At 59.5% G+C, this 21,815-nt stretch carries 24 protein-coding genes and 1 pseudogene; 2 read left to right on the top strand and 23 right to left on the bottom strand.

Annotated features, from left to right (window positions below):
• Positions 1 to 246: 246 nt before the first annotated feature.
• Together AACY18_RS16325 and AACY18_RS16320 are read right to left on the bottom strand one after the other, a co-directional pair.
• A pseudogene (locus tag AACY18_RS16325) lies at positions 247 to 496 on the bottom strand (hypothetical protein).
• A gap of 56 nt (positions 497 to 552) precedes the next feature.
• Positions 553 to 900, bottom strand: a complete 348-nt coding sequence (locus AACY18_RS16320) for a DUF6124 family protein (protein WP_339432221.1) — start codon at positions 898 to 900, stop codon at positions 553 to 555.
• A 363-nt stretch (positions 901 to 1,263) separates the two neighbouring features.
• On the opposite strand from AACY18_RS16320, the gene AACY18_RS16315 reads away from it, so the two are divergent.
• Together AACY18_RS16315 and AACY18_RS16310 are read left to right on the top strand one after the other, a co-directional pair.
• Entirely contained in the window at positions 1,264 to 1,869 is a 606-nt protein-coding gene (locus tag AACY18_RS16315; protein ID WP_339432222.1) for a helix-turn-helix transcriptional regulator, read from the top strand.
• Positions 1,853 to 2,731: a queuosine precursor transporter gene (locus AACY18_RS16310; protein ID WP_339432223.1), complete on the top strand. Its 879-nt coding sequence runs from the start codon at positions 1,853 to 1,855 to the stop codon at positions 2,729 to 2,731. The genes AACY18_RS16315 and AACY18_RS16310 overlap by 17 nt, the downstream gene beginning before the upstream one ends.
• A gap of 54 nt (positions 2,732 to 2,785) precedes the next feature.
• On the opposite strand, the gene queC is transcribed toward AACY18_RS16310, so the two are convergent.
• From queC to AACY18_RS16205, 21 genes are all read right to left on the bottom strand, one after another.
• A complete protein-coding gene (gene queC, locus AACY18_RS16305; RefSeq protein ID WP_339432224.1) occupies positions 2,786 to 3,484 on the bottom strand; it encodes a 7-cyano-7-deazaguanine synthase QueC in 699 nt (232 codons plus the stop codon).
• A 203-nt stretch (positions 3,485 to 3,687) separates the two neighbouring features.
• Positions 3,688 to 4,491, bottom strand: a complete 804-nt coding sequence (locus AACY18_RS16300; RefSeq protein WP_339465388.1) for a hypothetical protein — start codon at positions 4,489 to 4,491, stop codon at positions 3,688 to 3,690.
• A gap of 25 nt (positions 4,492 to 4,516) precedes the next feature.
• Positions 4,517 to 5,743 carry a beta-ketoacyl-ACP synthase gene (locus AACY18_RS16295; RefSeq protein ID WP_339465386.1) on the bottom strand — a complete coding sequence of 409 codons (1,227 nt, stop codon included), beginning with the start codon at positions 5,741 to 5,743 and terminating at the stop codon, positions 4,517 to 4,519.
• On the bottom strand, positions 5,743 to 6,471 hold the full coding sequence (gene fabG / locus AACY18_RS16290; protein WP_221731292.1) for a 3-oxoacyl-ACP reductase FabG: 729 nt from the start codon (positions 6,469 to 6,471) through the stop codon (positions 5,743 to 5,745). The genes AACY18_RS16295 and fabG overlap by 1 nt, the downstream gene beginning before the upstream one ends.
• Complete coding sequence (locus AACY18_RS16285; protein ID WP_339432227.1) at positions 6,464 to 6,928, bottom strand: hotdog family protein; 465 nt, start codon at positions 6,926 to 6,928, stop codon at positions 6,464 to 6,466. The genes fabG and AACY18_RS16285 overlap by 8 nt, the downstream gene beginning before the upstream one ends.
• Positions 6,925 to 8,121, bottom strand: coding sequence for a beta-ketoacyl-[acyl-carrier-protein] synthase family protein (locus tag AACY18_RS16280; RefSeq protein WP_339432228.1), 1,197 nt, complete (start codon positions 8,119 to 8,121; stop codon positions 6,925 to 6,927). Before AACY18_RS16280 ends, AACY18_RS16285 begins: the two co-directional genes overlap by 4 nt.
• Positions 8,118 to 8,708: a hypothetical protein gene (locus AACY18_RS16275; protein ID WP_339465385.1), complete on the bottom strand. Its 591-nt coding sequence runs from the start codon at positions 8,706 to 8,708 to the stop codon at positions 8,118 to 8,120. Before AACY18_RS16275 ends, AACY18_RS16280 begins: the two co-directional genes overlap by 4 nt.
• Entirely contained in the window at positions 8,708 to 9,433 is a 726-nt protein-coding gene (locus tag AACY18_RS16270; RefSeq protein WP_339432230.1) for a class I SAM-dependent methyltransferase, read from the bottom strand. The genes AACY18_RS16275 and AACY18_RS16270 overlap by 1 nt, the downstream gene beginning before the upstream one ends.
• Positions 9,430 to 10,677, bottom strand: a complete 1,248-nt coding sequence (locus tag AACY18_RS16265; protein ID WP_339432231.1) for an NAD(P)/FAD-dependent oxidoreductase — start codon at positions 10,675 to 10,677, stop codon at positions 9,430 to 9,432. Before AACY18_RS16265 ends, AACY18_RS16270 begins: the two co-directional genes overlap by 4 nt.
• Entirely contained in the window at positions 10,664 to 13,027 is a 2,364-nt protein-coding gene (locus AACY18_RS16260; RefSeq protein WP_339465384.1) for an MMPL family transporter, read from the bottom strand. The genes AACY18_RS16265 and AACY18_RS16260 overlap by 14 nt, the downstream gene beginning before the upstream one ends.
• On the bottom strand, positions 13,011 to 13,613 hold the full coding sequence (locus AACY18_RS16255) for an outer membrane lipoprotein carrier protein LolA (protein ID WP_339465383.1): 603 nt from the start codon (positions 13,611 to 13,613) through the stop codon (positions 13,011 to 13,013). The genes AACY18_RS16260 and AACY18_RS16255 overlap by 17 nt, the downstream gene beginning before the upstream one ends.
• A complete protein-coding gene (locus AACY18_RS16250; protein WP_339432234.1) occupies positions 13,610 to 14,035 on the bottom strand; it encodes an acyl-CoA thioesterase in 426 nt (141 codons plus the stop codon). Before AACY18_RS16250 ends, AACY18_RS16255 begins: the two co-directional genes overlap by 4 nt.
• Entirely contained in the window at positions 14,028 to 15,572 is a 1,545-nt protein-coding gene (locus tag AACY18_RS16245; RefSeq protein WP_221731283.1) for an HAL/PAL/TAL family ammonia-lyase, read from the bottom strand. Before AACY18_RS16245 ends, AACY18_RS16250 begins: the two co-directional genes overlap by 8 nt.
• A complete protein-coding gene (locus AACY18_RS16240) occupies positions 15,553 to 16,500 on the bottom strand; it encodes an LpxL/LpxP family acyltransferase (RefSeq protein WP_339465381.1) in 948 nt (315 codons plus the stop codon). Before AACY18_RS16240 ends, AACY18_RS16245 begins: the two co-directional genes overlap by 20 nt.
• Positions 16,497 to 17,231 (bottom strand): glycosyltransferase family 2 protein, encoded by a 735-nt coding sequence (locus tag AACY18_RS16235; protein WP_339432237.1) that lies wholly within the window; start codon positions 17,229 to 17,231, stop codon positions 16,497 to 16,499. Before AACY18_RS16235 ends, AACY18_RS16240 begins: the two co-directional genes overlap by 4 nt.
• Positions 17,224 to 18,903, bottom strand: coding sequence for an AMP-binding protein (locus AACY18_RS16230; RefSeq protein WP_339432238.1), 1,680 nt, complete (start codon positions 18,901 to 18,903; stop codon positions 17,224 to 17,226). Before AACY18_RS16230 ends, AACY18_RS16235 begins: the two co-directional genes overlap by 8 nt.
• Positions 18,900 to 19,445 carry a hypothetical protein gene (locus AACY18_RS16225; RefSeq protein ID WP_339432239.1) on the bottom strand — a complete coding sequence of 182 codons (546 nt, stop codon included), beginning with the start codon at positions 19,443 to 19,445 and terminating at the stop codon, positions 18,900 to 18,902. Before AACY18_RS16225 ends, AACY18_RS16230 begins: the two co-directional genes overlap by 4 nt.
• Positions 19,442 to 19,696 carry an acyl carrier protein gene (locus tag AACY18_RS16220; protein WP_064388843.1) on the bottom strand — a complete coding sequence of 85 codons (255 nt, stop codon included), beginning with the start codon at positions 19,694 to 19,696 and terminating at the stop codon, positions 19,442 to 19,444. Before AACY18_RS16220 ends, AACY18_RS16225 begins: the two co-directional genes overlap by 4 nt.
• A 9-nt stretch (positions 19,697 to 19,705) precedes the next feature.
• Positions 19,706 to 19,966, bottom strand: coding sequence for a phosphopantetheine-binding protein (locus AACY18_RS16215; RefSeq protein WP_339432240.1), 261 nt, complete (start codon positions 19,964 to 19,966; stop codon positions 19,706 to 19,708).
• The gene (locus tag AACY18_RS16210) at positions 19,941 to 20,756 is read right to left on the bottom strand and encodes a lysophospholipid acyltransferase family protein (RefSeq protein ID WP_339432241.1); all 816 of its coding nucleotides are present in this window, start codon (positions 20,754 to 20,756) and stop codon (positions 19,941 to 19,943) included. The genes AACY18_RS16215 and AACY18_RS16210 overlap by 26 nt, the downstream gene beginning before the upstream one ends.
• A complete protein-coding gene (locus AACY18_RS16205) occupies positions 20,732 to 21,451 on the bottom strand; it encodes a beta-ketoacyl synthase chain length factor (protein WP_339465379.1) in 720 nt (239 codons plus the stop codon). The genes AACY18_RS16210 and AACY18_RS16205 overlap by 25 nt, the downstream gene beginning before the upstream one ends.
• Between the last annotated feature and the right edge of the window lie 364 nt (positions 21,452 to 21,815).

The raw sequence follows: 21,815 nt of genomic DNA, 5'->3' as shown, positions 1-21,815 counted from the left end.
GCTGCGACAGCTCGAGGGGGCGAGAGCCGAAATGGCCTTGGCGGTGAACGCCTATAACCTGAAAAGAGCGATTAACGTGCTCGGCGCACGTCAGTTGATGGCGTTGATGGGCTGAAACGCCCTTTTTTGTCTGCCGTCCGCACAAAAGCAAACGCCCCGAACAAGTCGGGGCGTTTGCTTGAAACCACCATCAGTGTGTTTTCACACAGTCTGGAATGGCGCCCTTGTCGTTTATTGCAATTCTCTCTATGTAGACATTTGCTGCTGTAAGCGCCATCCGATGACATCGAGCAAATCGCAGCCGTCGCGTAAGGACGTCACCAGCACCTTTGCCAACTCGCTGTAAACCCCTTCCTCGTGCGCGAGGTTTTCCAGCAGTTGGGTCGCGAATACGGTGCGCAGCGGTTTCGTGCAATACGTCCAGCGGTGCTTCGGTGTCGATCAGCAGCGATGCGATTTTGCAGTCGATGCCGGTGATGGGCAGGTATCGATCCATGACAAAAAACCTCCATTTGGCGAAAAAAACGGTGACTTAGTAGTTGTAGGGGGCTTTCAAGCAAAACCCTGCGGCGGGTCAAGGTTATCCAGCGCCCGATTCACCGCTAACTCGCAAAGCACAGCGAATTGCTGAATGGCCAGAGCAATGTTGCGCTGTGATCGCTGCAGCTCGCCCGCAAGATCGGTGGCCATAACGTTCAGCGAAGCGAGATTCTCACAGGCGTGGCAGAGGATGGATTCGTTATCCACGTTCGGAAGGATGGTGAACATATGGCTGACTTGAGTTGGGTTGCGCAAGCGTTTACTGAAAAGGGCTTCGGTGGTTGCGGATAGCTTAGGGGTATCGATGGTGCCGCCTTTGTTGTTTGGAGACCGCGGACGATCGGGATTGTTTTTTTTCATTTTGAAATCTCCCTGAAGGCTCAAGAAATGCGGCATCCCTTCCGGCCTTTCGTAGTTAATTGGTAACGATGAGGTACTGCCTACGTAGTAAGTTATAACCAGAAACTTCGTTATTATTAACCAAATAATTGAACATTTATGTAATTAAATGATTCATTAGAAATTACTGTAAGTATCATCTGGTTTTATTGTGGGATTTGTCCTATGGCTGCCTGAAGATATTCAACATTGACTTAAACGCGTCGTTGTAGATGTACAATCCGGTTTTGGTGTGACTGCTTTGCGTTCTTTCGAAGGGTGGCTTTTTTAAACTGCTACACCCGGCTAGTGTATTAGAAACTATTCAGTGATTGGCAGATATAAATGCATAAGAAAGAGAAGGCAGAAAAACTAAAGCGGAATATTAAGTACCTCATAGAGAGTCGCGGTGAGACGCGTATTTCACTGTGCAACTCTAGCGGACTGACCAGAACGACCATCTACAATATCCTCGAGGGTCGAGTTGTTAACGTACAGCAGTCTACGATTCGCAAAATATCGGATTTCTTCGGTGTGTCGTACAAGGAGATTGAAACAGTCAATTTTGAAGAGAGAGAAATCATCGAATCTACTGTTTCCCTTCATGGAAACATGAATCCGGCCGCGGTTCCTGTTATCAGAGAAAGCGATCTTTTGCAAAATCTGGACAAACGGATTGGAGAGTTAGCCGTGTCTCATCCGTTGACCTACTACTTCGGAACGGTCAGTAATCTTATAGGTGTACTTTTGGAGAACGAAATTAGCGGGGCTAACGAGGTTGGCGATCTTTTGATCGTCAGAAAGGGGGCGTCGACTAGTCGCGGAGAAAAGCTCGTTTATAACAAGCTTACGGGAAGGTTATCCATCGTCGCCAACTCAGATGTCGAGTCTAATGAGATAGGGGTCGTTGGGGATTTGGTGGAGGAGAGGCTTAATGTCGGGAAATATTGAGATTGATAACGAAAAATATAAATTGCTGGCATTTGAATCTGATAAAAAACTTGCGGTAATTATGGTGATCTCAACGGGAAAACTGATAAAGATTAAGTTGGCGGAGTTGGTGAAAAGCGATGTGATAGATGACCTTAGTAGGAGGGAAGTAAAAAGTATATATAGGAAGTATTATTCCATGGGGGCGGCGCTGACTGCCTATGATATGGCTGATCGTCACGAAAAATCTTGGATGGTCTATGTTGCACTAAATCTTTTGCTCTTGGTGTTATATGTGTTTTCCAATATTGGCGCGACAAAGTTAATATATTTAGAGGATCTGGATGTCGTTTTAACACCTGGGGTGTTTCTTTATCCTTTAACATTTCTAGTCGTTGATATGCTTAATGAATTGTATGGATTCAAGCTGGCAAGAAGAGCGATTTTTTTCGGGTTTTTAAGCAATGCACTGATTATCTTGTTGTTAAGTGCAGCAGAAATGATGCCCGGCTTACCGGGCTGGAAGCTTGACGGCCCATACAGTGAGGTAGTATCGCATGTGTCTTCGGTTTTATTGGCTTCATCTGTGTCGTTTCTTTTTTCTGAGTATGTGAATTCATACCTATTATGTAAAATTAAGCAGTTAACGAACTCGAAGTATCTTTTCTTGCGGGTTTTTCTAAGTACTTTCTTTGCGGTTTTAATTGATAGTGTTCTTTTTTGTTTTATAGCTTTTTCTGGTGCTTTGGGAAAAGCAGAGATAATGTCAATAGTGGTGGTGCAGATAACCGTAAAGATGTTTTTTGCGTTTTTTAATATTCTTCCCGCATACGGTGCAAGATCGCTCTTCAAGAAATTCGTCGTGCAAAGTCAGATCGCATGACTACAGAGCGGGCGAGCGGGTCGACCCCTTCTCGCCCTCAATTCGTTTTTGAGATTAGTTCAATCTCAATCTGTATCTCATGCTGTTCGTAAGTTTTTTCTTGTTTTTCATGAACTCTTCAAGTCCTTTCGAGCGAAGACTACAGGCATCACACTCTCCACAGCCATTGCCTTTTATCCCGTTATAACAAGACAGCGTCCGTTCGCGAATCAATTCCAATTGGTCATGGTAATCGGCTAGTGCCCAAGTCTCGGATTTAGTCAGCCACATTAGTGGCGTTTCAAGTTGTAACTCATACTCCATGCCTAACTTGATAGCTGTATTCAATGCCCTCACAAAATCATCACGACAATCGGGGTAACCAGAAAAATCCGTTTCGCAGACACCCGTAATTACAGTCTGCGCCTGAACCTGATAGGCATAAATCGAGGCCAAAGTCAGGAACAGTATGTTTCTTCCTGGCACGAAAGTATTGGGCAATTCGCTACCGGATTTGTTAGCGGTCGGAACTGGAATGTTGTCGCGTGTCAGGCTGCTGACAGTTAGTTCATTAAGCAGTTTTACGTCTAACACGCTATGGGCGGTAACGCCCAATTCCTGCGCAAGTTGCCGCGCGGCGTCGATTTCAGCACGGTGACGCTGTCCGTAATCAAACGTAATACAGTGAATTTCGTCGTACTTCGGCAAGGCATGGATCAAACAGGTTGTTGAGTCCTGGCCGCCGCTGAAAACGATAACCGCTTTTTTACGCATTTTTTCGTCCTTGGGGTGTGCCGCTTGATCGCGGCGGCATCAACCTTACAGAGTAGAAAATGTACTGCGTGTCAGACGCTTCCGAAATGACACGCTGAGCTTTCCTTATGTGTATTTTTTTGTGAAATAGATGAACAGAGGGTGCTGAATGGCGCCCTCTGTGGCGAGGGGGATAACCCCACTCACTACATGACCTTATTCAATCAATCCACGTGCGCGAGGTCACCACGCAACGCCACGCTGGAAACCAGCATCCCCGCGCGGCACTGGAATTTTTCGGTGTCTTTGTACAGGTCGCGCTGGTCGACGCTGGCGATGTTGATCACGGCGTTGGCGTCAGCTTTTTTCGCGGCGTTCTGCAGGGTCGCCAGCGCCGATTGCAGGGCCCAGAAGCAGGCGTCTTCGTCGGACTTGTTCGAGCCGTTGGTCTTGCGGCTGCTGCTCACGGTGTCGAGTTTGCGCACTTGCTTGGGCAGGGTTTCGCCAGCCAGGTAGAACTTCACGCTGCCGTCCAGCAGGCCGGCGTCGGTGGCGCGTTTGACGCCTTCGCGAAAGCTCAGGTAGGTCGGTTCGTCGGCGCCTTGCTTGACGATGCCCAGGTCGTTGACGAACTCGATGTCCGGGTTGATCGACAGCTCCTTGAGTACGTTGTCGCGCAGGCGGTTGACCCAGCGGTTGTAGTTGCCGTGGATCTTGCCGTCCTTGGCATCGAGGCCGTAGCTGCTGCGGTAGTCGATTTCGAACGAAGTCGGGGTGAACGGAATGTCGACTTCGGCGTGATGACGACCGCGTACGGTGATCGCCGCTTTGATCATGCCCGGACGCACCGATTGCACGACCCACTGGCGGTCGTTGAGCGCGGTAACGATGGCGCGGCTCATCTGTTGCTGGGTGAAACCGAGGTTGGGCGAGAACTCTTCCTTGGCGTTGTAAACCGGTTTGCTGGTGCAACCGCCGAGCACAAAAGCCAGTGCCAACAGAGCGGCGATGCGGTGAAACTGAGTCATTCCCTTCACTCCAAACGTGTTGCGGTCAGTGCCAGCGGCGGAAAATCAACGAGGTGTTGACGCCACCAAAAGCGAAATTGTTGTTCATCACGTATTCGTTGCTCATCTGGCGGAATTCACCGCGCAGGTAGTCGAGCTTGCCGCAGTGCGGATCGACCTCGTCGAGGTTGAACGTGTGCACGTACAGGTCGCGATTCATCATCTCGATGCTGAACCACGACTCCAGCGCCCCGCAGGCCCCGAGCGTGTGGCCGAGGAAACTCTTCTGCGAGCTGATCGGCATGCGTTCACCGAACAAACTGCTGGTCGCCAGTGTTTCGGCAATGTCGCCCTGTTCTGTAGCGGTGCCGTGGCCATTTACATAACCGATGGCCTGCGGCGTCAGGCCGGCGTCTTCCAGCGCCAATTCCATGGCACGGCGCATGGTCACTTGTTCCGGGCGTGTGGTGTGCTGGCCGTCGGCGTTGCTGCCGAAACCGACGATCTCGGCGTGGATGTGCGCACCGCGCGCCAGAGCATGTTCCAGCTCTTCAAGGACCAGCATGCCGCCGCCTTCACCTATCACCAGACCATCGCGGCCCTTGTCGTACGGGCGTGGGCTGGTTTGTGGCGCATCGTTTTTCAGGCTGGTGGCGTAGAGCGCGTCGAAGACCATGGCTTCGGTCGGGCAGAGTTCTTCGGCACCGCCAGCGAGCATCAGCGGCAAGCGGCCGAACTTGATCGCCTCGTAGGCATAACCGATGCCCTGACTGCCGCTGGTGCAGGCGCTGGACGTCGGGATCAGGCGCCCGGTGAGGCCAAAGAAGATGCTGATATTCGCCGCTGTGGTGTGCGGCATCATGCGCACGTAGGAGTTGGCGTTGAGGCCCTCGGCCACCGAGTTGAGCAGCATGTTGCCGAACGCCTTGATCTCGTCGGTGCTGCCGGTGGACGACCCGCAGGCCACGCCCATACGCCCGTCCTTGATCGATGCGTCACCGAGCAGGCCGGCGTCGGCCAGGGCTTGTTCCGCCGCGCCGACGGCGAGTCGCGACACCCGGCCCATGCTGCGCAGTTGTTTGCGCGTCCAATGTGCAGGGACGACAAAATCATCGATGGGCCCGGCCAGACGCGTATTGAGCTCGCTGAAGCGATCCCACTCGTCCATCCGCCGAATGCCGCTGCGGTTGGCCGCGAAGTTGCCCGAGATGGTTTCCCAGTCGCTGCCCAGCGAGGTGATGCCGGCCATGCCGGTGACGACAACGCGCTTCATCAGCACAAGCCTCCGTTGACCGCCAGGACCTGGCGGGTGATGTACGAGGCTTCCGCCGACATCAGGAAATTCACCGCACCGGCCACCTCTTCAGGGGTGCCCATGCGTTGTGCGGGGATCATTTTCATCAGTTCTTCCACCGGCACGTTTTCGTCGAGCATCGCCGTGTCGATCAGGCCCGGCGCGACGCAGTTAACGGTGATTTTGCGCTTGCCCAGTTCGATCGCCAACGCTTTCGCCGCACCGATCACGCCAGCCTTGGAGGCGCTGTAGTTGACCTGGCCACGGTTGCCGATCAATCCCGACACCGAAGTGATGCAAACAATGCGACCAGCGGCGCGGCGGCGGATCATCGGCATCATCACCGGGTGCAGGACGTTATAGAAACCGTCGAGGTTGGTGCGCAGTACCACGTCCCAATCGTCGTCGCTCAGCGCGGGGAAAGCGCCGTCGCGAGTCAGGCCGGCGTTGAGCACGACGCCGTAATACGCGCCATGGGTTTCGACGTCGGCTTCAAGAATGCTTTTGCAGGCTTCGCGATCGGCTACATCGAATTGCAGGATGCGCGCGTGGCGGCCCAGCGCTTCGATTTCAGCCTGTACCGCTTGCGCCTCGGCAACGCCGCTGCGGCAATGAAGGACGATGTCGTGCCCGGCTTGCGCCAGGCGCAACGCAATGGCGCGGCCGATGCCACGGCTGGAGCCGGTGACCAGTACGGATTCAGTCATCGTTCGACGCCTTTTTCTGTTCAAGATAATCAGCCGCCGCAGGTGGGCGGAATACATTCAGCCGGGCGCTGGCGTGGATGCCGTCAGCGTTGATATGGCATTCGAACACGCCCATGCCGTTGTCGTCTTCCAGCGAGCGGATGCCGTGAACGGTCAACTCGCTGCCAGCGGCGAACGCGGCGACGTTGCACTCGAACTTGCGCGTGCCGAGCAGGAAGCCCAGTTCCACCGGATTGCCTTTCAATCGTGCATGGCAACCGGCGAAGGCAGCGACGCTTTGCGCCATCAGTTCGATGCCCACCCACGCGGGCAGGCTACCGTCGGGCAGGCTGAACAGGCTGTCAGGTTTGACCGTGAGCCGGGTGTAAATCTGCTCTTCATCGAAGCTGATGATTTGGTCGATCAGGATCATGTCGCCGGCGTGCGGCAGTAATTCGGCGAGCGGCCAGTCGGTCATGGGGCGTCTCCGATAATCAGGCTGACGTTGTTGCCCCCGAAGGCAAACGAGTTGCTCATCAGGTAGCGCGGTGCAATGGACGTCAGGCGTGCGTTCGCAGTCACCCATTTGAGCGGCGGCAGCGCGGGATCGGCCTGGCCATCCCAGACGTGCGGTGGTAGTGCGTGTTCGTGATTGTCGGCACTCAGGCTCAGCCAGCAGAAAGCGGCTTCCAGCGCACCGGCCGCACCAAGGGTGTGACCGGTCATCGGTTTGGTCGATGAGCAGGCCACGCCGTCGGGAAACAGCGTGGCGACGGCCAGGCTTTCCATGGCGTCGTTGTGTTGGGTCGCGGTGCCGTGCAGGTTCAGATAGTTGATCTGCGCGGCTTGCAGGTGGGCGCGACTCAAGGCTTTGTGCATCGCTTGCAGTGCACCGCGGCCGCTCGGTTCCGGGGCGGAAATGTGATGCGCGTCAGAGCTGGCACCCGCCCCGAGCAAGGCGATGGCCGGGCCGTCGCCCCGTTGCTTGCTCATGACGAACAGCACCGCTGCTTCACCGATGTTGATGCCGTTGCGGTTGGCCGAGAACGGATTGCAGCGCTCGTCGGACATGGCTTCCAGCGACGAGAAACCGTTGAGGGTCAGTTTGCACAGGCTGTCGACACCGCCGCACAGCACCGCGTCGCACAGGCCCAGATCAAGCAGGCGCTGTGCGCTCATCAAGGCGCGGGCGCTGGAGGTGCAGGCGGTCGAAATCACATAAGCCGGGCCGCTCAATTGCAGCCAGTCGGCGAGGAAGTTGGCCGGGGCGCCGAGTTCCTGTTGCCGATAGTCATACTCGACCGGGAACTGCTGCTCGCGAATGAAGTGCGCCAGGCCACGACTGGCCTCGTCGATGCCCGAGGTGCTGGTGCCGAGCACCACGCCGATGCGCTCGCGGCCAAAGGTCTGGATCGCCTGATCGATGTCTTCGCGGATCTGCAGCGCGGCTTCCAGCAACAGTTGATTGTTGCGGCTGCTCTGGTCATGAAGCGCTGCGGGAATCGGCGCCAGTTCACCGTGTACCGCCGCTACCGGCAACACACGCTCGGGCACCCAGCCGGATTCACTGCACATGCCCGAGCAATCGCCGGCAAACAGCTTGCGGGCCACTTCTTGCTTGTCGCGACCCAGGGCGCAGATCACGCCGAGGGCATTCAGGTAGGCAGTCATGGCGTCGGTTCACCGAGTGGGGACACGCGATAGTGCGGGCCTTGAGGCAGGTTCACATCGAAGCTCAACGGTTGTGAATAACGAATGTTCCAGCGCGGCGCCAGGGAACGTTGCCCGTCGTGCTGCTGCGCGGCGGGGTAATTGCGTAGCAGTTCGCCGGACGGGGTCAGGGCAAACAACAGCGCGGCGAACAGCTCCCGAGCCTGCGGGTTGGGCGGCAGCAGACCATCGGGCTGCCAATGACCGTCGATCAATTGCTGGCGCGCCTGAGGAATGCCCAGCGGGTCCATCATCGACCAGCGAATGCCGAGGCCCTCGCGCTGGATCACCAAGAGCCAGTCCTGACGCTGATCGTCCTGGAGTTGCTCGATGTGCAATTGCAGGGGCAGTGGCAAAGCAGGGTTGCCCGCCGGCAGTGGCGCCTGGCTGGCGCAACCACTCAACAGGGCCGTTACCAACAATACCAGCCACACCACAACCCCTGTGGGAGCGGGCTTGCTCGCGAAGGCGTCGGCACATCCGGCATCAATGCAAGCTGATCCACCGCTTTCGCGAGCAAGCCCGCTCCCACAGGTCAGGTGTTGCATCAGCAAGCCCCTGCTAATGGTTTTCGGGCGACAACGTTCACCAACGTTTCCTCCCGCTGGCCAAACGGCTTGGGCTTGCGCAATCCAAACCGTTCCAGCAAGCCAAAATCTTTCGAGCGGCTCCACCACAAATACGGGTACGAAACATTGCGCTCGCCAAACTCGAAACCTTGTTCACGAATCATCTGCAGATACTGCGCTGCACTCTTCTGCACATGCATCGGATGGCGGAACAGCCAACGAATCACCCACGTATCAATGTAGGCCTCGGTTGACTCGGCGAACAGCAGATAGCCACCCGGTTTGAGCACGCGATAGAACTCGGCCAGGGCTTTTTCCTGTTCGACCAGGTGATGGAACGTCTGGTGACAGAACAGCAGATCAACGCTGGCATCCGGCACGTTGAGGGTTGCGCAATCACTGCCGATCAACTCGACGTCCAAACCCTGCCGCGCCGCTTCTTCACCGCTCAATTGAAGGCTGTGCGGATCGGCGTCGATACCGATCAAACGTTGCGGGGCGAAGGTCTGGCTCAGGTGGCGGAACGACTTGCCCTGGCCGCAGCCGGCGTCCAGCAGCACCGGGTTCGCGGGCAGCGTTTCGCTGAACAGGCTGCGTAGATCGTTGATCGCTACACGTAACACATGGTGCTGCCAGGTGTGGCTGCGCAGGAACCAGAAACCGAAGCGGGTTTCTTCGACATAGTTGTCGCTCAGGTAACTCATGGGGCGTCCTTTGCACAAAGTTCGGAAATCATCTTCAACCGGCGGCGCGCTTCGCTGACGAACGGGTTGCGCTCATCCCAGGCGTAGCCGGCGAGGATCGAGCAGATCATCCGGCGAATCTCCGCCTGACTGTCTTCATAGAAAATCACGTCCTGAAAGGTGCCGGCGTACCAGCCCTCGACGTAGCAGCGGAAGGTGTCGACGCCACGTTTGAGCGGCTCGGCGAACTCGCGCTGCCAATCGACGGTTTCGCCTTGCAACTGACGGTGCAGCACGGCGGCGGCCATGCTCGCCGAACGCATGGCGATGGTCACGCCCGAGGAGAACACCGGGTCGAGAAATTCCGCGGCGTTGCCGAGCAGAGCGAAGCCCGGGCCATGCAGGGTTTTCACATTCGCCGCATAACCACCGAGGGTTCGCGCCGGGGTGTCCCACACCGCGTTGTTCAGCACACGGGCGAGGCTTGGCGTTTCGGCGATGAAACCGCGCAGGCAGGCATCGAGATCTGCATCGCGACCGGCGAAATGTTCTGCGGCGGCGACCACGCCCACCGAGCAGCGGCCGTGGCTGAACGGGATCGTCCAGAACCAGATATCGCGATGTTGCGGGTGGGTGGTGACGAGAATTTTTTCGCGGTCGAAGGCCGGGTGGTCGATGTGGTCTTCGACGTGGGTGAACACCGCTTGGCGCACCGGGAAATTCGACGGCGCCTCCAGATCGAGCAAACGTGACAGCACGCGCCCGTAACCACTGGCATCGAGCACGAAATCCGCCTCGAGGCGGTACTCACTGCCGTCTTCGCGGCGCACCTCGAGCTGCGGTTTCGCCCGGTCGAAATCGACGCCGACGATGGCATCGCCATAGCGGATTTCAGCACCTTGCAGCGCCGCTTGGTCGGCCAGCAGTTTGTCGAAATCGGCGCGTTGCACCTGGAACGTCGTCGGTTTGCCGTCGGTGAAGGTGTCACTGAAATCGAACGCGCTGTAGCGCTCGCCCCAGGCAAACGCCGCGCCGGTCTTGCGCTGGAAGCCAGCGGCGTTGACGGCGTCGAGCATGCCAGCCTCTTCGACGAAATCCAGGCAATGACTGAGCAGGCTTTCACCGATGGAAAAGCGTGGGAAGTGCTGGCGCTCGATCACCAGCACATCGTGGCCCTTGCGCTTGAGCAGCGCGGCGGCGATGGCGCCGGAGGGGCCAGCGCCGATAATGACGACCTGGCGACGCTGCGTTTCAATGATGGGCATGTGAACTCTCGGGCGCGATGGCGGTGGTATTCAGGGGCGTGTGGACATGACGCCCGGCCCAAGGGGCAAGAATGAAGCTGAAGGCCAGTCCGAGGCTCACTGACAGACCGAAGTTGCTCACCGCCGGTGTACTCGACACCGCCAGCAGACCGAACGACAGCCACGTCGTCACGGCGGCCAGCAACGTGCCGAGCAGGCTGACCGCCACGCCGCCAACCTGCTCACGCATGAGGATCGCGTAATCGACGCTGATGGCCGTGACCAGCAACAAGCCGAACAGACTGAACAGGGTCAGCGGCTGGCCGAGCCAGCCAAGGCTGGCCAGGCTGCACAGCGCAGCGAGCAATGGCAGGGCCACGATGCGCAATGCGCCGCCTAAACCGAACGGCACGATCAGCACCAGCACGATCAACACGCAGGAGGCGAGTTTCAGTTCGGCGGCGCTGACCTGGGTCGCGGCGAAAACATCATTGAGCTTGCCGAGACGATCCACCAGGACAACGCCCGGCAGGTCTTGCGTCTGCACCCGCAACAGCGCCGGGTTGTTCAGGCCTTGCAGGCTGGTCATTGCCGCAACGCCGTGCTCGGTTGGGCCCAGCCACAGCGTGCGATAGGGTTCGCCAAGCGGGCCGGCCAGCGCGGCGTCGATGTCCTTGGCGGGTAGATTTTGTAGCTGTTGCAGCTCGTTTTGCAGCGCGGCGAGGGGCACGCCGAGGTCGAGCAGTGGTTGCCAGTGCTGCGCCAGTTGGCTCAACGCATCACGCACTGTCTGCTGCTGACCTGGCGGGCTGACCAGTTGATCGAGCGCCAGATAACCTTGCAGCTTGTCGAGGTTGACCAGTTGTTGCAGGCGCCCGCTCAGTGCGGCCTGACGTTCGAGCAATTGCTGCTGATTGGCGGCGCGAATCAGGAAGAACTGGCTGGTCGGTTGATAGCCGGTGATGCGTGCAATGGTCTGCGCTTCATCGGTCAGGCGTTGTGGCGTGCCGACCCATTGGCGGATGTCGTTTTTGCTTTGCAGTTGCACCAGGCCGCCGATGCAGAAGGCGATCAGCAGTGCCAACAGCACCGGTGTGCAGATGTGTTCAAGCAGTCGTTCTCGCAGATTCACCAGACGCTCGGCCAGATGCAGTGGCCATTGTGCCGGGCGCAGTTCGACATTGCGCAACAGCGCCGGCAGCAGGCACACCGCCGAGAGGTAGGCACCGAGCAATCCGGCGGCGGAGAACACGGCAATTTGCGTCAGCGCCGGGAAGGGCGTCCACGCCAGTGCCAGATAACCGATGACGCTGGTGATCAGGCTCAATGTCAGCCCAGGCAGGGTCAGACGCAAGGCCGGCCAACTGCGCCAGGGCTTGAAACTCCAGCTCTTGGACAGGTAGTGCAGCGGGTAATCCACCGCAACGCCAATCAGGCTGGAGCCCAATACCAGGGTCATCACATGCATGTGGCCGAACAGCGCCACACACGTCACCGCACCAAACAACATGCCGACCAGCACCGGCATAAATGCCAGCAACACCTGCCATCGGCGGAAGGCGAGCAATAGCAGCAACAGAATACCGAGGGTGGCACCGCCGCCGACCCAGGTCATCTCGCGAGTGGCTTGCTGTTGACCATTGGCCGCGTACAGCAGACCGCTGGCGGCCAGCAGTTGCACACCTGATTCAGCCGCTTGCTCGCGGCTGTTTTGCAGCAGGGCGGCGACTTGCAGCGGCAGGTTCATGTCGAAGGCGTTGCCGGTGGTGCGCGCGCGCAGCATGACCCAGTTCTTGCCGTCGGCATCAGCGACCAATGCACCACTGCCGATGTCCAGTTGCACTGCGCCGTGCTTGGGCTGGCTGTTCTGGATGCGCCCGGTCAGGCCCAGCCAGTCATCCTGACTGGGGACCAGACTGAAGCCGGTAAAGGGGTCGTACAGCGCCTGCACCCGTTGCTGGATGAAGGCGTCGGGATGTTCACTCAGCAATTGCCGATCATCCGCCGAGAGCATCGCCAGCCGACCGTCCAGCAGTTGTTTGCGCAGGGCCGGCAGGTCTGCTTGCAGGTTCCACTGCACGGTTTCAAACAGTCCGCTGGCTTGCCACTGCTCGCCCAGGGTCTGGGCCATGGCCAACGCCTTCTGACGATCAGTGTGGCCGACCAGCACCAGCATTTCGCGGTTGAGCGGTTCCTGCATGCGTTGTTCGGCGCGCAATTGGAGGGCGTCCGGGTTTGTGCCCGGCACCAGTTCCATCAGGTTGGCCGACAACGGCGCACCGTCGCGCCACTGCCAACCGGCCAGTGCGATCACCGCCAGCAGCAGGATCAGAAACAGCCACGGCAGCTTGCGTTCACTCGGCAAAGTCATGTTGCTCCGCGTCGCTCAGCGGTTGGTCGGCGGTGCTGTCCTGCATGCGCAGTACAGTGCTGTCGCCCTGGGTTTCCAGCAGTTCGATGGTTTGCACCAGTGCGCCGCCGTTGATGTTGATCTGGTTGAACACTTGCTTGAGCAATAACGAGCGCGGGGTCAGGGTCAGTGTCCACTTCTGCGCATCGCCGCTCAGGGCCAGTTCGAAATCCCGTTGCAGACCACTGCTATCACCTTGCAATACAGCGAGGAACAAACGGTTCTGTTCGGCCCCGGCGCTTTTGTTCGGCAGCCATTGCCAGCCACTGGCGTCACGCCGGGCAATGCCTTTGGCGCTGATGCGGTAGTCCTGCTGCAGCGGGGTTTTCAGTCGCCAGAGCAGGCCAAGGTTTTTGGCGAGGACGAAACGGCCCTTGCTGACCAGCGGCTGAGGCAGGGCGCGCAGGTGTTTTTCCTGAATGAACTGGCCGTGGATTACGTCCGGTTTGGCCAGTTGCTCGCTGAGCTGTTGCAGGTCGAAGGCGTTGGCCAACGTCGACACGGCCAGCAGCGCCAGCGCGCCGAGACTTCCAAGAAGCAGGTTCATCGCAGCATCCTTTCCACGGCATCGGTGAAGACTTTCGGCGAGGCCAGTTGCATCTCGCGACTGCAGACCTCGACCGCGACCTGCACCGAGCTGGCGCGGGTCAGGCGTTCGCCGGTTTGCAGGTCGGTGATCAGGTAGTTGATCTTCAGACGGTTTTCCCACTCGACCAGGCTGGCGCGCACGTTCAGCTTCTGGCCGAACACCGCGCCACGCACATAGCGCAGTTGCAGGTCGATGATCGGCCAGGCGTAACCGGACTCGACCATGTGTGTGTAGTTGTGGCCGATCTTGTCCAGCAGCGCGCAACGCGCCACTTCGAGGTATTTGACGTAATGGCCGTGCCAGACCACGTGCAGAGTATCGACGTCAAAGAACGGTACGAGGATTTCCGTATCGGCGTGAAGCACTCCGGCACTACGCATGCAACCTCCAGTGTTGCGCGGCGATGCGTTGCAGGCACAGGCGCAGTTCGCCTTCCAGTGCACGGTCTTCGATGACCGGCGGGAAGTCATGGGCAAGTTCCTCGTGCATCGCGGCCAGTGCGGGTGGCAGTGGCCGAGCGTCTGCGGCCTGACCTCGCAGCCACACGCCTTGGTTCGCGGCCAGCAGCGTGGCGGCGGCAACCTGTTCGGTCAGTTCCAGCACGCGGATCGCGTCGCGGGCAGCGATGGTGCCCATGCTCACCTTGTCCTGGTTGTGGCACTCGGTGGAGCGCGAGAAGACGCTGGCCGGCATGGTGTTTTTCAACGCTTCGGCGGTCCAGGCGCTGGTGCCGATCTGCACAGCCTTGAAGCCATGGTTGAGCATCGCCCGATCAGCCGTAGCGCCGGACAGGTTGCTCGGCAAACCGTGGTTGTAACGCTCGTCCACCAGCAACGCCAGTTGACGGTCGAGCAGGTCGGCCACGTTGGCCACGAGGTTTTTCAGGCTGTCCATGGCGAACGCAATGTGCCCGCCGTAGAAGTGCCCACCGTGCAAGACACGTTCGGCTTCGGCGTCGATGATCGGGTTGTCGTTGGCGCTGTTGAGTTCGGTCTCGATGAACGAACGCAGCCAGTTCAGGCTGTCGGCCAGTACGCCGAGCACGTGCGGGGCGCAGCGCAGCGAATAGCGATCCTGCAAGCGATGCAGCGGCGCAGTCGGCGCGTCGATGGCCAGATCCTTGCGCAGCCACGCGGCGACCTGCATTTGCCCCGGATGCGGCTTGGCGGCGAACAGGCGTTCGTCGAAGTGTTCCGGATTGCCTTGCAGCGCCACCACGTTGAGCGCGGTGATGCGCGTGGCCAGTTGCAGCAGATAGTCGGCGCGGGCGTAGGCCAGGCAGGCGAGGCCTGTCATCACAGCGGTGCCGTTCATCAATGCCAGCGCTTCTTTGGGGCGCAACACCAGCGGCGTCCAGCCGAGTTCGCGATGCACATCGGCAGCCTGACGGCGCTCGCCACGAAACATCACTTCGCGCTCGCCGGACAGCGTTGCCGCGACGTAGGACAGCGGCGTCAGGTCGCCGCTGGCGCCGACGGAACCCTCTTCGGGGATCAGCGGCAGGATGTCGTATTCGAGGAAGGCGTGCAGACGCTCCAGCAGTTCAATCCGCACCCCGGAAACACCGTGGCACAGCGACTGCAAACGCGCCGCCAGCACGGCGCGGGTGGCCTGGGCGTCGAGCAGTTTGCCGAGGCCGCAACCGTGGAAGGTGTAGAGATGACGCGGCAACGCTTCGACGTGATGCAGCGGCACCGCGACCACGCAGGAATCGCCGTAACCGGTGGTTACGCCGTAGATCACGCCTTCCTTGTCCAGCAGCGAATCGAGGAACCGTGCGCCTTTGGCGATGCGTTCACGGTAAACCGCGTCGCTCTGCAACTGCACGGGCGCCTGACGGTTGGCCAGGGCCAGCACGTCTTCGATGCGCAAAGGGCGTTCGCCGAAGGTTACCGGCTCATGGGTTGGCGTCGTCATCGGTCTTCCAGAAAGGGTAAAAGTTGAACCATTGTTGCGGCGCTTCGAGGCAATAGTGACTCAGGCGCTGCGCATAGCGGGTCGCCCACTGATGAATGACCTGCTCGCGCTCGCTGCGCTTCCACACTACGGCGTCGGCGAACGGTTCGAGGGTCAGGCGGTAGTGGCCGTCGGGTTGTTTGAGGCACATCAGCAGGTTGACCGGGCATTTGAGCAGACCGGCCAGCAGCCATGGCCCTTGCGGGAACGGCGCCGGGTGGCCAAGGAAATCGACGGTCACGCTGCGCCCACCGTGCAAAGGCACGCGGTCGCCGGCAATCGCCAGCCACTCGCCACGCTCCAGGCGTTCGTGCAGTTGCAGCATGATCACCGGGTCGAGTTCGCTGACCTGAATCAGGCGCAGATTGGTCGCCCCGGCCTCGCCGAGCAAACGGTTGAACTGCTCGGCGTGCTTGGTGTGTACCAGCACATTCATGGTGACTTTTTCGCCGATCTCCGCCAGTGCGCGGCACACTTCGAGATTGCCCAGGTGCGCGCCGACCAGCAGTTGCCCGCGACTGCCGCGCAACTGATTGCGCAGCAGCGCCGGGTCGATGATTTCGATCTGCTCGATTTTGAGTTTGCCGTTCCACACGTCGAGCTTGTCGAGCATCGAATCGGCGAAGGCCATGAACTGGCCGAACACCTGCCAATGGTTCGGCTGCAAGTCTTCGCGCTGGCTCCAGTCGGCCAGGCGTTGCTGGTATTGCCAGGCACTGCGCCGCGCGACTCGCCCAAACAGGAAAAAGTACAGGACGATGCCGTACAGCAATGGGCTCAGCAGCCGACGTCCAAGGACTTTGGCGGCGAGCGCGGTGAATTTCATCAACAGGAAACTGCCGCGTTCCTCGCGGTCGGCCCAGTGTTTTTTGTCGGTCTCGGTATTCATGCGCGCCACCGCCGCCAGAGGATCAGCGGAAAGCGCAGCAACATGCCGAAGAACAACCGGGTGTGCATGCTGGAAATCAGTGCGTTGTCGTGGAACAGACGGAAGTGCGAGACTCCATCCAACGGGTAATGCACGCTGGTTTGCAGCCAGCGCATCGGCTGATTGCGCCACGACAGGCGTACCAGAATGTCCGAGTCGAAATCCATGCGTTTGCCGACTTTCGCCGAGTTGATCAACGCCAGCGTCGAGGCCAGCGGGTACACCCGAAAACCGCACATCGAATCGCGGATCTGCAGCGACAGCGTGTTGATCCACACCATCACGTGGGTCAGGTAGCGGGCATACAAACGGCCCTTGGGCACGCTTTCATCGAACAGCGGATAACCGCAGATCATCGCGTGTGGATGCGCTCGGGATTCTTCGACGAAACGAGCGACGTCGTGCAAGTCATGCTGGCCGTCGGCATCGACCTGCAGTGCATGGCTGAAACCCAGTCTTGCGGCTTCGCGCAGGCCGGTCATCACCGCGCCGCCCTTGCCCTGATTGGCGGTCAGGCGCACCAGAAAAACGTTGTCGCGTTCGGCCAGCCCCTCAAGTACGCGCGCGCAGGATTGCGTGCTGGCGTCGTCCACCAGAATGCACGGCAGGCCTTGGGCGAGCAGGGCGTCGACCACGGTGGTGATCGCGGTTTCGTGGTTGTAGACCGGGATCACAGCGCAAGGGTTATGCATGAGCGGTCTCCAGCAAGATCCGGCCGCTGGAGCAGGTGGCGGTGTCGTTGCGATAGGCGAAATACAGCTTGTTGCGTTCGGGATCGAAGCGCAGGTGCAGTTGAATTTCATCGCCAGGGCGCACCAGTTGCTGAAACTTCAACACTTCCATGCCGGCAAACGTACCGCGCAGGTTCAGCCGTTGGCGGCCGAGGTTCAGCGCCCATTCCACTTGCACCACGCCCGGCAACACCGGGGCTTTGGGGAAGTGGCCGCTGAAATAGGCCAGGTCCGGTGGAACACTGAGTTGCAGGCTCCATTCACCGTCGGTTTCAAGCTGATCCAGCACATCGGGGGCTTTCGGCCGGGGCGCCAGCAGTAGCGCTTCGACATCGGCCTGCGGCAGCTTGCCTTGGCTGTTCAGCGGTAATTGACGCAGCAGACGCCAGCGACGCGGCAGCGCGAGGGCTTCGCAATGCTCGCTGAGGTGCTTGCGCAGGGCTTCGGTGAGGCTGCGGCGGCCATGTTCACGCAGGGCAAACAGGCCCGACTCGCTGAGCACCAGCAAGGCGCCCAACGACGCACGGTTTTCCTGCACCACACCCAGACGCGCTTCCGCGACCCAATCATGGGCGATCAGGGCGTGCTCGAGCATTGGCAGCGAGATGCGTTTTTCTTCCAGTTTGACGATCCGGTCCAGTCGCCCGAGCAGTTCGAAACGACCATCGGCGCCGATGCGCGCAGCGTCGGCGGTGTGTTCGACATGCCCGGCGGGCAGATAGGGTGAGGCAATCAGCAGTGCGCCGTCGTTGTCCTGAGTCAGTTCGACGTCGGCGAAGGGTTGCCACAGCGTTGCGCCCTGACGCCAGGCGATGCCACCGGTTTCGGAGCTGCCGAGGATTTCCGTCGGCCACTGTTGCAGGCGTTGATGCAGGCTCTGTGCGGCTTCTGCCGGCAGCGCGCCACCGGAGGAAAATACCCGGCGCACTGCGCTCAGGGCCGGCCAGTCGAGGTTGTCACCCATGCGCTTGAGCAGCGCCGGGCTGGCGACCCAGGCAAAGGTCGAGTGCTCGCGGCTGGCGCGTTGCAAATCTTCGGAGAAGGCCAGTTGCTTGCGCACGAACGTTCGACCGGCGCACAGCGGCCAGAGCACACGGAACAGCAAACCGTAGATGTGCTGAGTCGCGACACTGCCGATGATGCAGGCTTCACCGAGATCCGCCCCCCAGAGCTGCTCCAGCGCGTGGACTTCATTGGCCAGTTGGCGCAGGGATTTGTCGATGCGCTTGGGCTCGCCGCTGGAACCGGAAGTACACAGGCTCAAGCGGCACTCATCCAGATCCAGTTCCGCGCCGGGCAATGGCGGCTGATCGAAGTCCCCTAAATGGCTGTCACCGCTTTGATCGGTCAGCCACAGGTCGACTTCATCTGACCAGCGCTGACGGGTCTGCGCTTGCAGATCCGAGGGCAGCAACACTTGGACACCTGCGCGCCAGGCGCCTAACAGGGCGATGGCCAGATCGGCGGCGTCTTCCAGATGCACGGCCAAGCGCCGTACACCCTGAGCTTGCAGGCCGGCGGCAACGCGTAGCGCTTGCTCGCGCAGTTGCGCGTGATCGAGTGCAGGTGCGTGGCTGATCGCCCGCGTCGGCAGCGCCTTGAGCAATAACTGCTCAAGTTTTATCCAGTTCATGTACGGCCTCTTACCCGTTGTCGTATCAGCCATTCAATGGCAAACATCAGGCCGATCAATCCGTAGGAAATCAGGCCGGTGTACAACATCCACCAATTCAGCGGCGCCCACAGGGTGAGGAGGGCGGCGCACAAACCGTTGCAGAAGAAAAAGATGCTCCACGCTACGGTGACCTTGCGGGTGTAGCGAATCGCGTTGGCGGGCAACTGCGGTTCACGCAGCCGCGCCAGCCGTTCGACCATCGGTGGGCCGAATTTCAGGCTCAGGCTGAACAGCACCAGCATGAAACCGCTGATCAGCACGGGGTACCAGCGCAGCAGCATTGGGCTGTCGAACACCGCCAGCAGCAGGCAGAACACGATGGCCACGCTGGCCATCCACAGGCTGCCTGGCTTGCGCTCGCCGGTCAGAGCCCGCGCCAGCCACAGGCTGCCCAGCAGCAGTCCGAACTGCCACGGGGCGAAGTGCTCCATGCCGAAATACACCGCAAAGGGGTACAGCAGGCCGGCCAGTAACAGGCCGAGGCCGATCAATCGGCTCATGCGGCCGGTTGAACCAGACGGTAGACCGCCTCGACCACGTCACCCACGGTACGCACCGATTTGAACTCTTCAGCGGCGATTTTCTTGCCGGTCTGGCGTTTGATGTGATCGATCAGATCGACCGCATCGATGCTGTCGATTTCCAGATCCTGATACAGGTTGGAGTCCAGGCTCACACGGGCCGGGTCCAGTTCGAACAGCTCGACCAGGGCATCGCGCAGGGTGTTGAAAATGTCATCACGAGTTTGCATGGTCCGGTCTCAAGCTGCCTGTTTTGCCGTGACGAATGCCGCAAGGCTCGCCACGTTGGAGAAATGGTTACGGGTGTCTTTGGCATCAGCATCGATCTTGATGCCGTATTTTTTCTGGATCGCCAGGCCCAGTTCCAGTGCGTCGACGGAGTCCAGGCCCAGGCCTTCGCCGAACAGTGTCTGATCGTCGTCAATGTCTTCAACGCTGATGTCTTCGAGGCCGAGGGCGTCGATGATCAGCTCTTTAATGTCCCGATGCAGATCGCTCATCTTGGGCGAGCTCCTTAATAAAGTAAGAGTGCAAATAATCGTTGAGCTTGCGCGAGGCCTGCGGTGCAGGCCCTTGCGCTGCGAATGTCTGTGGGTCTATATCGGCGCCGACACGAAAACTGAAGTGCACACGGCGACTGGGGATCCGATACCAGGGTTCGGCTTTGGTCAAAGTGGTCGGGCTGACGGTGATGATCACCGGCGTTAGGATCTTCGCACCCCGCAGGGCAATGGCTGCGGCGCCCCGATGAAAGGCGGGTGCCTGTCCCGGTTGCGTGCGCGTGCCTTCGGGGAAAATGATCAGGGTCTGGCCGTTTTGCAGAGACTCGGCGGCGGCATCGAGCATGTCCATGCTGCCGTCGTTGCTGATGTATTCGGTGCTGCGCAGCGGACCCCGGGTGAAGGGGTTTTCCCACAGGCTTTTCTTCACTACGCAATTGGCTTGACGCACGAGGCCGATGAGAAACACCACATCGATCAGCGACGGGTGGTTGGCGATGATCATTTGCCCCGGTCGGCCCAAACGTTCGGCACCTTGAATGTCGTAGGTCAGCACGCCGGAGCGGGTCATGAACCGTACGAAAAACCAGAACAGCCGACTGACGGTCTGCCTCGCACGCTGGCGGTGGGCCAAGGCATCGCCGGGCAGGCAGGCGAGCAGCGGAAACACCAGTACGCGCAGGCACAGTCCACCGAGACCGAACAGCGCGAAACTGGCGGCGGTGGCGAGCAGGCGCCAGTAATAGGCGTCACGTTTTTTCTCGGTCATGGGTTGCGTTGCCAGGTCCATAGACGATTTTTCCAGGCATGCTGGCAAAGGGGTTGCTGGCCGAGCAGGGTGCGCAACAGACTCAGTGCGTGGGGCCATTGTGCTTTGGACAGTGCTTGCGAGGTGCTGTTCAGGCTCAGCCGCCAGTCGGTACCGGGGGTCAGCAACAGACCGAGTGCGTACGGAAACGGCACATCGTCGATCCACTGCCAATAGGCTTCGGGCGGCTGTTCTTCGGTGATCACCAGCAACACCGCCGGGGCGCCTTCGTTCAGCAGAGCGGCGGCTTCAAGCATGCCGTGTTCGAGGCCGTCGCCCGCAGCGGCGAGGGCCGTCATTTCGCTGGTTTCGCCACGCATGATCGACCACAGGCCGATGATCGCGTTGTGCACCGACAGGCTGAACTGGGTCGGTGACAGCGGTTCGTCTTTGGCAAGATCACTGAGAATTTCGTAGGTGCGCGGGGTTTCGCCGTGGCGGGAGACGAACACCAGTGGCAGGTGTTCCCGTCCGTCGGCCAGCGGCCAGCCAACACTGAAGGCCATTCGGGCGAGGCGACTGAGTCGGCGCCGCTGCATGGCCGGCAAGAACGATACATCGGGCGCGGCATCACTGCTCTGGAGCTCGACCGGTTGTCGGCTCCAGGCCTGCCAGGCGTCCACGCTGTCGAGCCCCGGGGCCCACGCGCGCCATTGGGCGATGTTGAAGTTGATCACGGACGCTCATCCCGCCCCTGCGGGCTTCTGTTGACGCATTTTGAGTCGCCAAAGCCGCGGCGCAGATGAACCGACTGCGCTGGAGGTGGCGTGGCGCTTGGCGCCGGGTGGCGCGCATTATCCCGGTGCAAGGAGTGTGTAGCAAATGCTGGTTACATTTTGTGCAATGAAATGTACCGAGTGGTTTGCGACAAAACTGTCACTTGGCCATTATTCACATTGAATGCAGTCTGTCTGTCGGACATGTTGGTGTTTGATGGCGGTTTTTACGCTGCCTGTCGCCGGATATTGATGTATGACCTTGTAGTCCGTGTCGGTGAAGGTAGCGAAGCACGGTCGCCCGCATCTACACTCGGTCATTCTT

The organism is Pseudomonas sp. EA_65y_Pfl2_P74, assembly GCF_963970575.1.
Taxonomy (GTDB): Bacteria; Pseudomonadota; Gammaproteobacteria; order Pseudomonadales; family Pseudomonadaceae; genus Aquipseudomonas; species Aquipseudomonas baetica_A.
This window is presented reverse-complemented; position numbering and strand designations above follow the sequence as displayed.

What these genes read in the sequence shown, in the direction of transcription:
- AACY18_RS16260 (WP_339465384.1), bottom strand. Translation starts at nt 13,027, where the DNA reads ATGACTTTGCCGAGTGAACGCAAGCTGCCGTGGCTGTTTCTGATCCTG.
- AACY18_RS16270 (WP_339432230.1), bottom strand. Translation starts at nt 9,433, where the DNA reads ATGAGTTACCTGAGCGACAACTATGTCGAAGAAACCCGCTTCGGTTTC.
- AACY18_RS16315 (WP_339432222.1), top strand. Translation starts at nt 1,264, where the DNA reads ATGCATAAGAAAGAGAAGGCAGAAAAACTAAAGCGGAATATTAAGTAC.
- AACY18_RS16300 (WP_339465388.1), bottom strand. Translation starts at nt 4,491, where the DNA reads ATGACTCAGTTTCACCGCATCGCCGCTCTGTTGGCACTGGCTTTTGTG.
- AACY18_RS16250 (WP_339432234.1), bottom strand. Translation starts at nt 14,035, where the DNA reads ATGCGTAGTGCCGGAGTGCTTCACGCCGATACGGAAATCCTCGTACCG.
- AACY18_RS16215 (WP_339432240.1), bottom strand. Translation starts at nt 19,966, where the DNA reads ATGAGCGATCTGCATCGGGACATTAAAGAGCTGATCATCGACGCCCTC.
- AACY18_RS16210 (WP_339432241.1), bottom strand. Translation starts at nt 20,756, where the DNA reads ATGGACCTGGCAACGCAACCCATGACCGAGAAAAAACGTGACGCCTAT.
- AACY18_RS16245 (WP_221731283.1), bottom strand. Translation starts at nt 15,572, where the DNA reads ATGACGACGCCAACCCATGAGCCGGTAACCTTCGGCGAACGCCCTTTG.
- AACY18_RS16280 (WP_339432228.1), bottom strand. Translation starts at nt 8,121, where the DNA reads ATGACTGCCTACCTGAATGCCCTCGGCGTGATCTGCGCCCTGGGTCGC.
- AACY18_RS16235 (WP_339432237.1), bottom strand. Translation starts at nt 17,231, where the DNA reads ATGCATAACCCTTGCGCTGTGATCCCGGTCTACAACCACGAAACCGCG.
- AACY18_RS16225 (WP_339432239.1), bottom strand. Translation starts at nt 19,445, where the DNA reads ATGAGCCGATTGATCGGCCTCGGCCTGTTACTGGCCGGCCTGCTGTAC.
- AACY18_RS16320 (WP_339432221.1), bottom strand. Translation starts at nt 900, where the DNA reads ATGAAAAAAAACAATCCCGATCGTCCGCGGTCTCCAAACAACAAAGGC.
- AACY18_RS16295 (WP_339465386.1), bottom strand. Translation starts at nt 5,743, where the DNA reads ATGAAGCGCGTTGTCGTCACCGGCATGGCCGGCATCACCTCGCTGGGC.
- AACY18_RS16265 (WP_339432231.1), bottom strand. Translation starts at nt 10,677, where the DNA reads ATGCCCATCATTGAAACGCAGCGTCGCCAGGTCGTCATTATCGGCGCT.
- AACY18_RS16310 (WP_339432223.1), top strand. Translation starts at nt 1,853, where the DNA reads ATGTCGGGAAATATTGAGATTGATAACGAAAAATATAAATTGCTGGCA.
- AACY18_RS16255 (WP_339465383.1), bottom strand. Translation starts at nt 13,613, where the DNA reads ATGAACCTGCTTCTTGGAAGTCTCGGCGCGCTGGCGCTGCTGGCCGTG.
- AACY18_RS16275 (WP_339465385.1), bottom strand. Translation starts at nt 8,708, where the DNA reads ATGCAACACCTGACCTGTGGGAGCGGGCTTGCTCGCGAAAGCGGTGGA.
- AACY18_RS16285 (WP_339432227.1), bottom strand. Translation starts at nt 6,928, where the DNA reads ATGACCGACTGGCCGCTCGCCGAATTACTGCCGCACGCCGGCGACATG.
- AACY18_RS16240 (WP_339465381.1), bottom strand. Translation starts at nt 16,500, where the DNA reads ATGAATACCGAGACCGACAAAAAACACTGGGCCGACCGCGAGGAACGC.
- AACY18_RS16230 (WP_339432238.1), bottom strand. Translation starts at nt 18,903, where the DNA reads ATGAACTGGATAAAACTTGAGCAGTTATTGCTCAAGGCGCTGCCGACG.
- fabG (WP_221731292.1), bottom strand. Translation starts at nt 6,471, where the DNA reads ATGACTGAATCCGTACTGGTCACCGGCTCCAGCCGTGGCATCGGCCGC.
- AACY18_RS16220 (WP_064388843.1), bottom strand. Translation starts at nt 19,696, where the DNA reads ATGCAAACTCGTGATGACATTTTCAACACCCTGCGCGATGCCCTGGTC.
- queC (WP_339432224.1), bottom strand. Translation starts at nt 3,484, where the DNA reads ATGCGTAAAAAAGCGGTTATCGTTTTCAGCGGCGGCCAGGACTCAACA.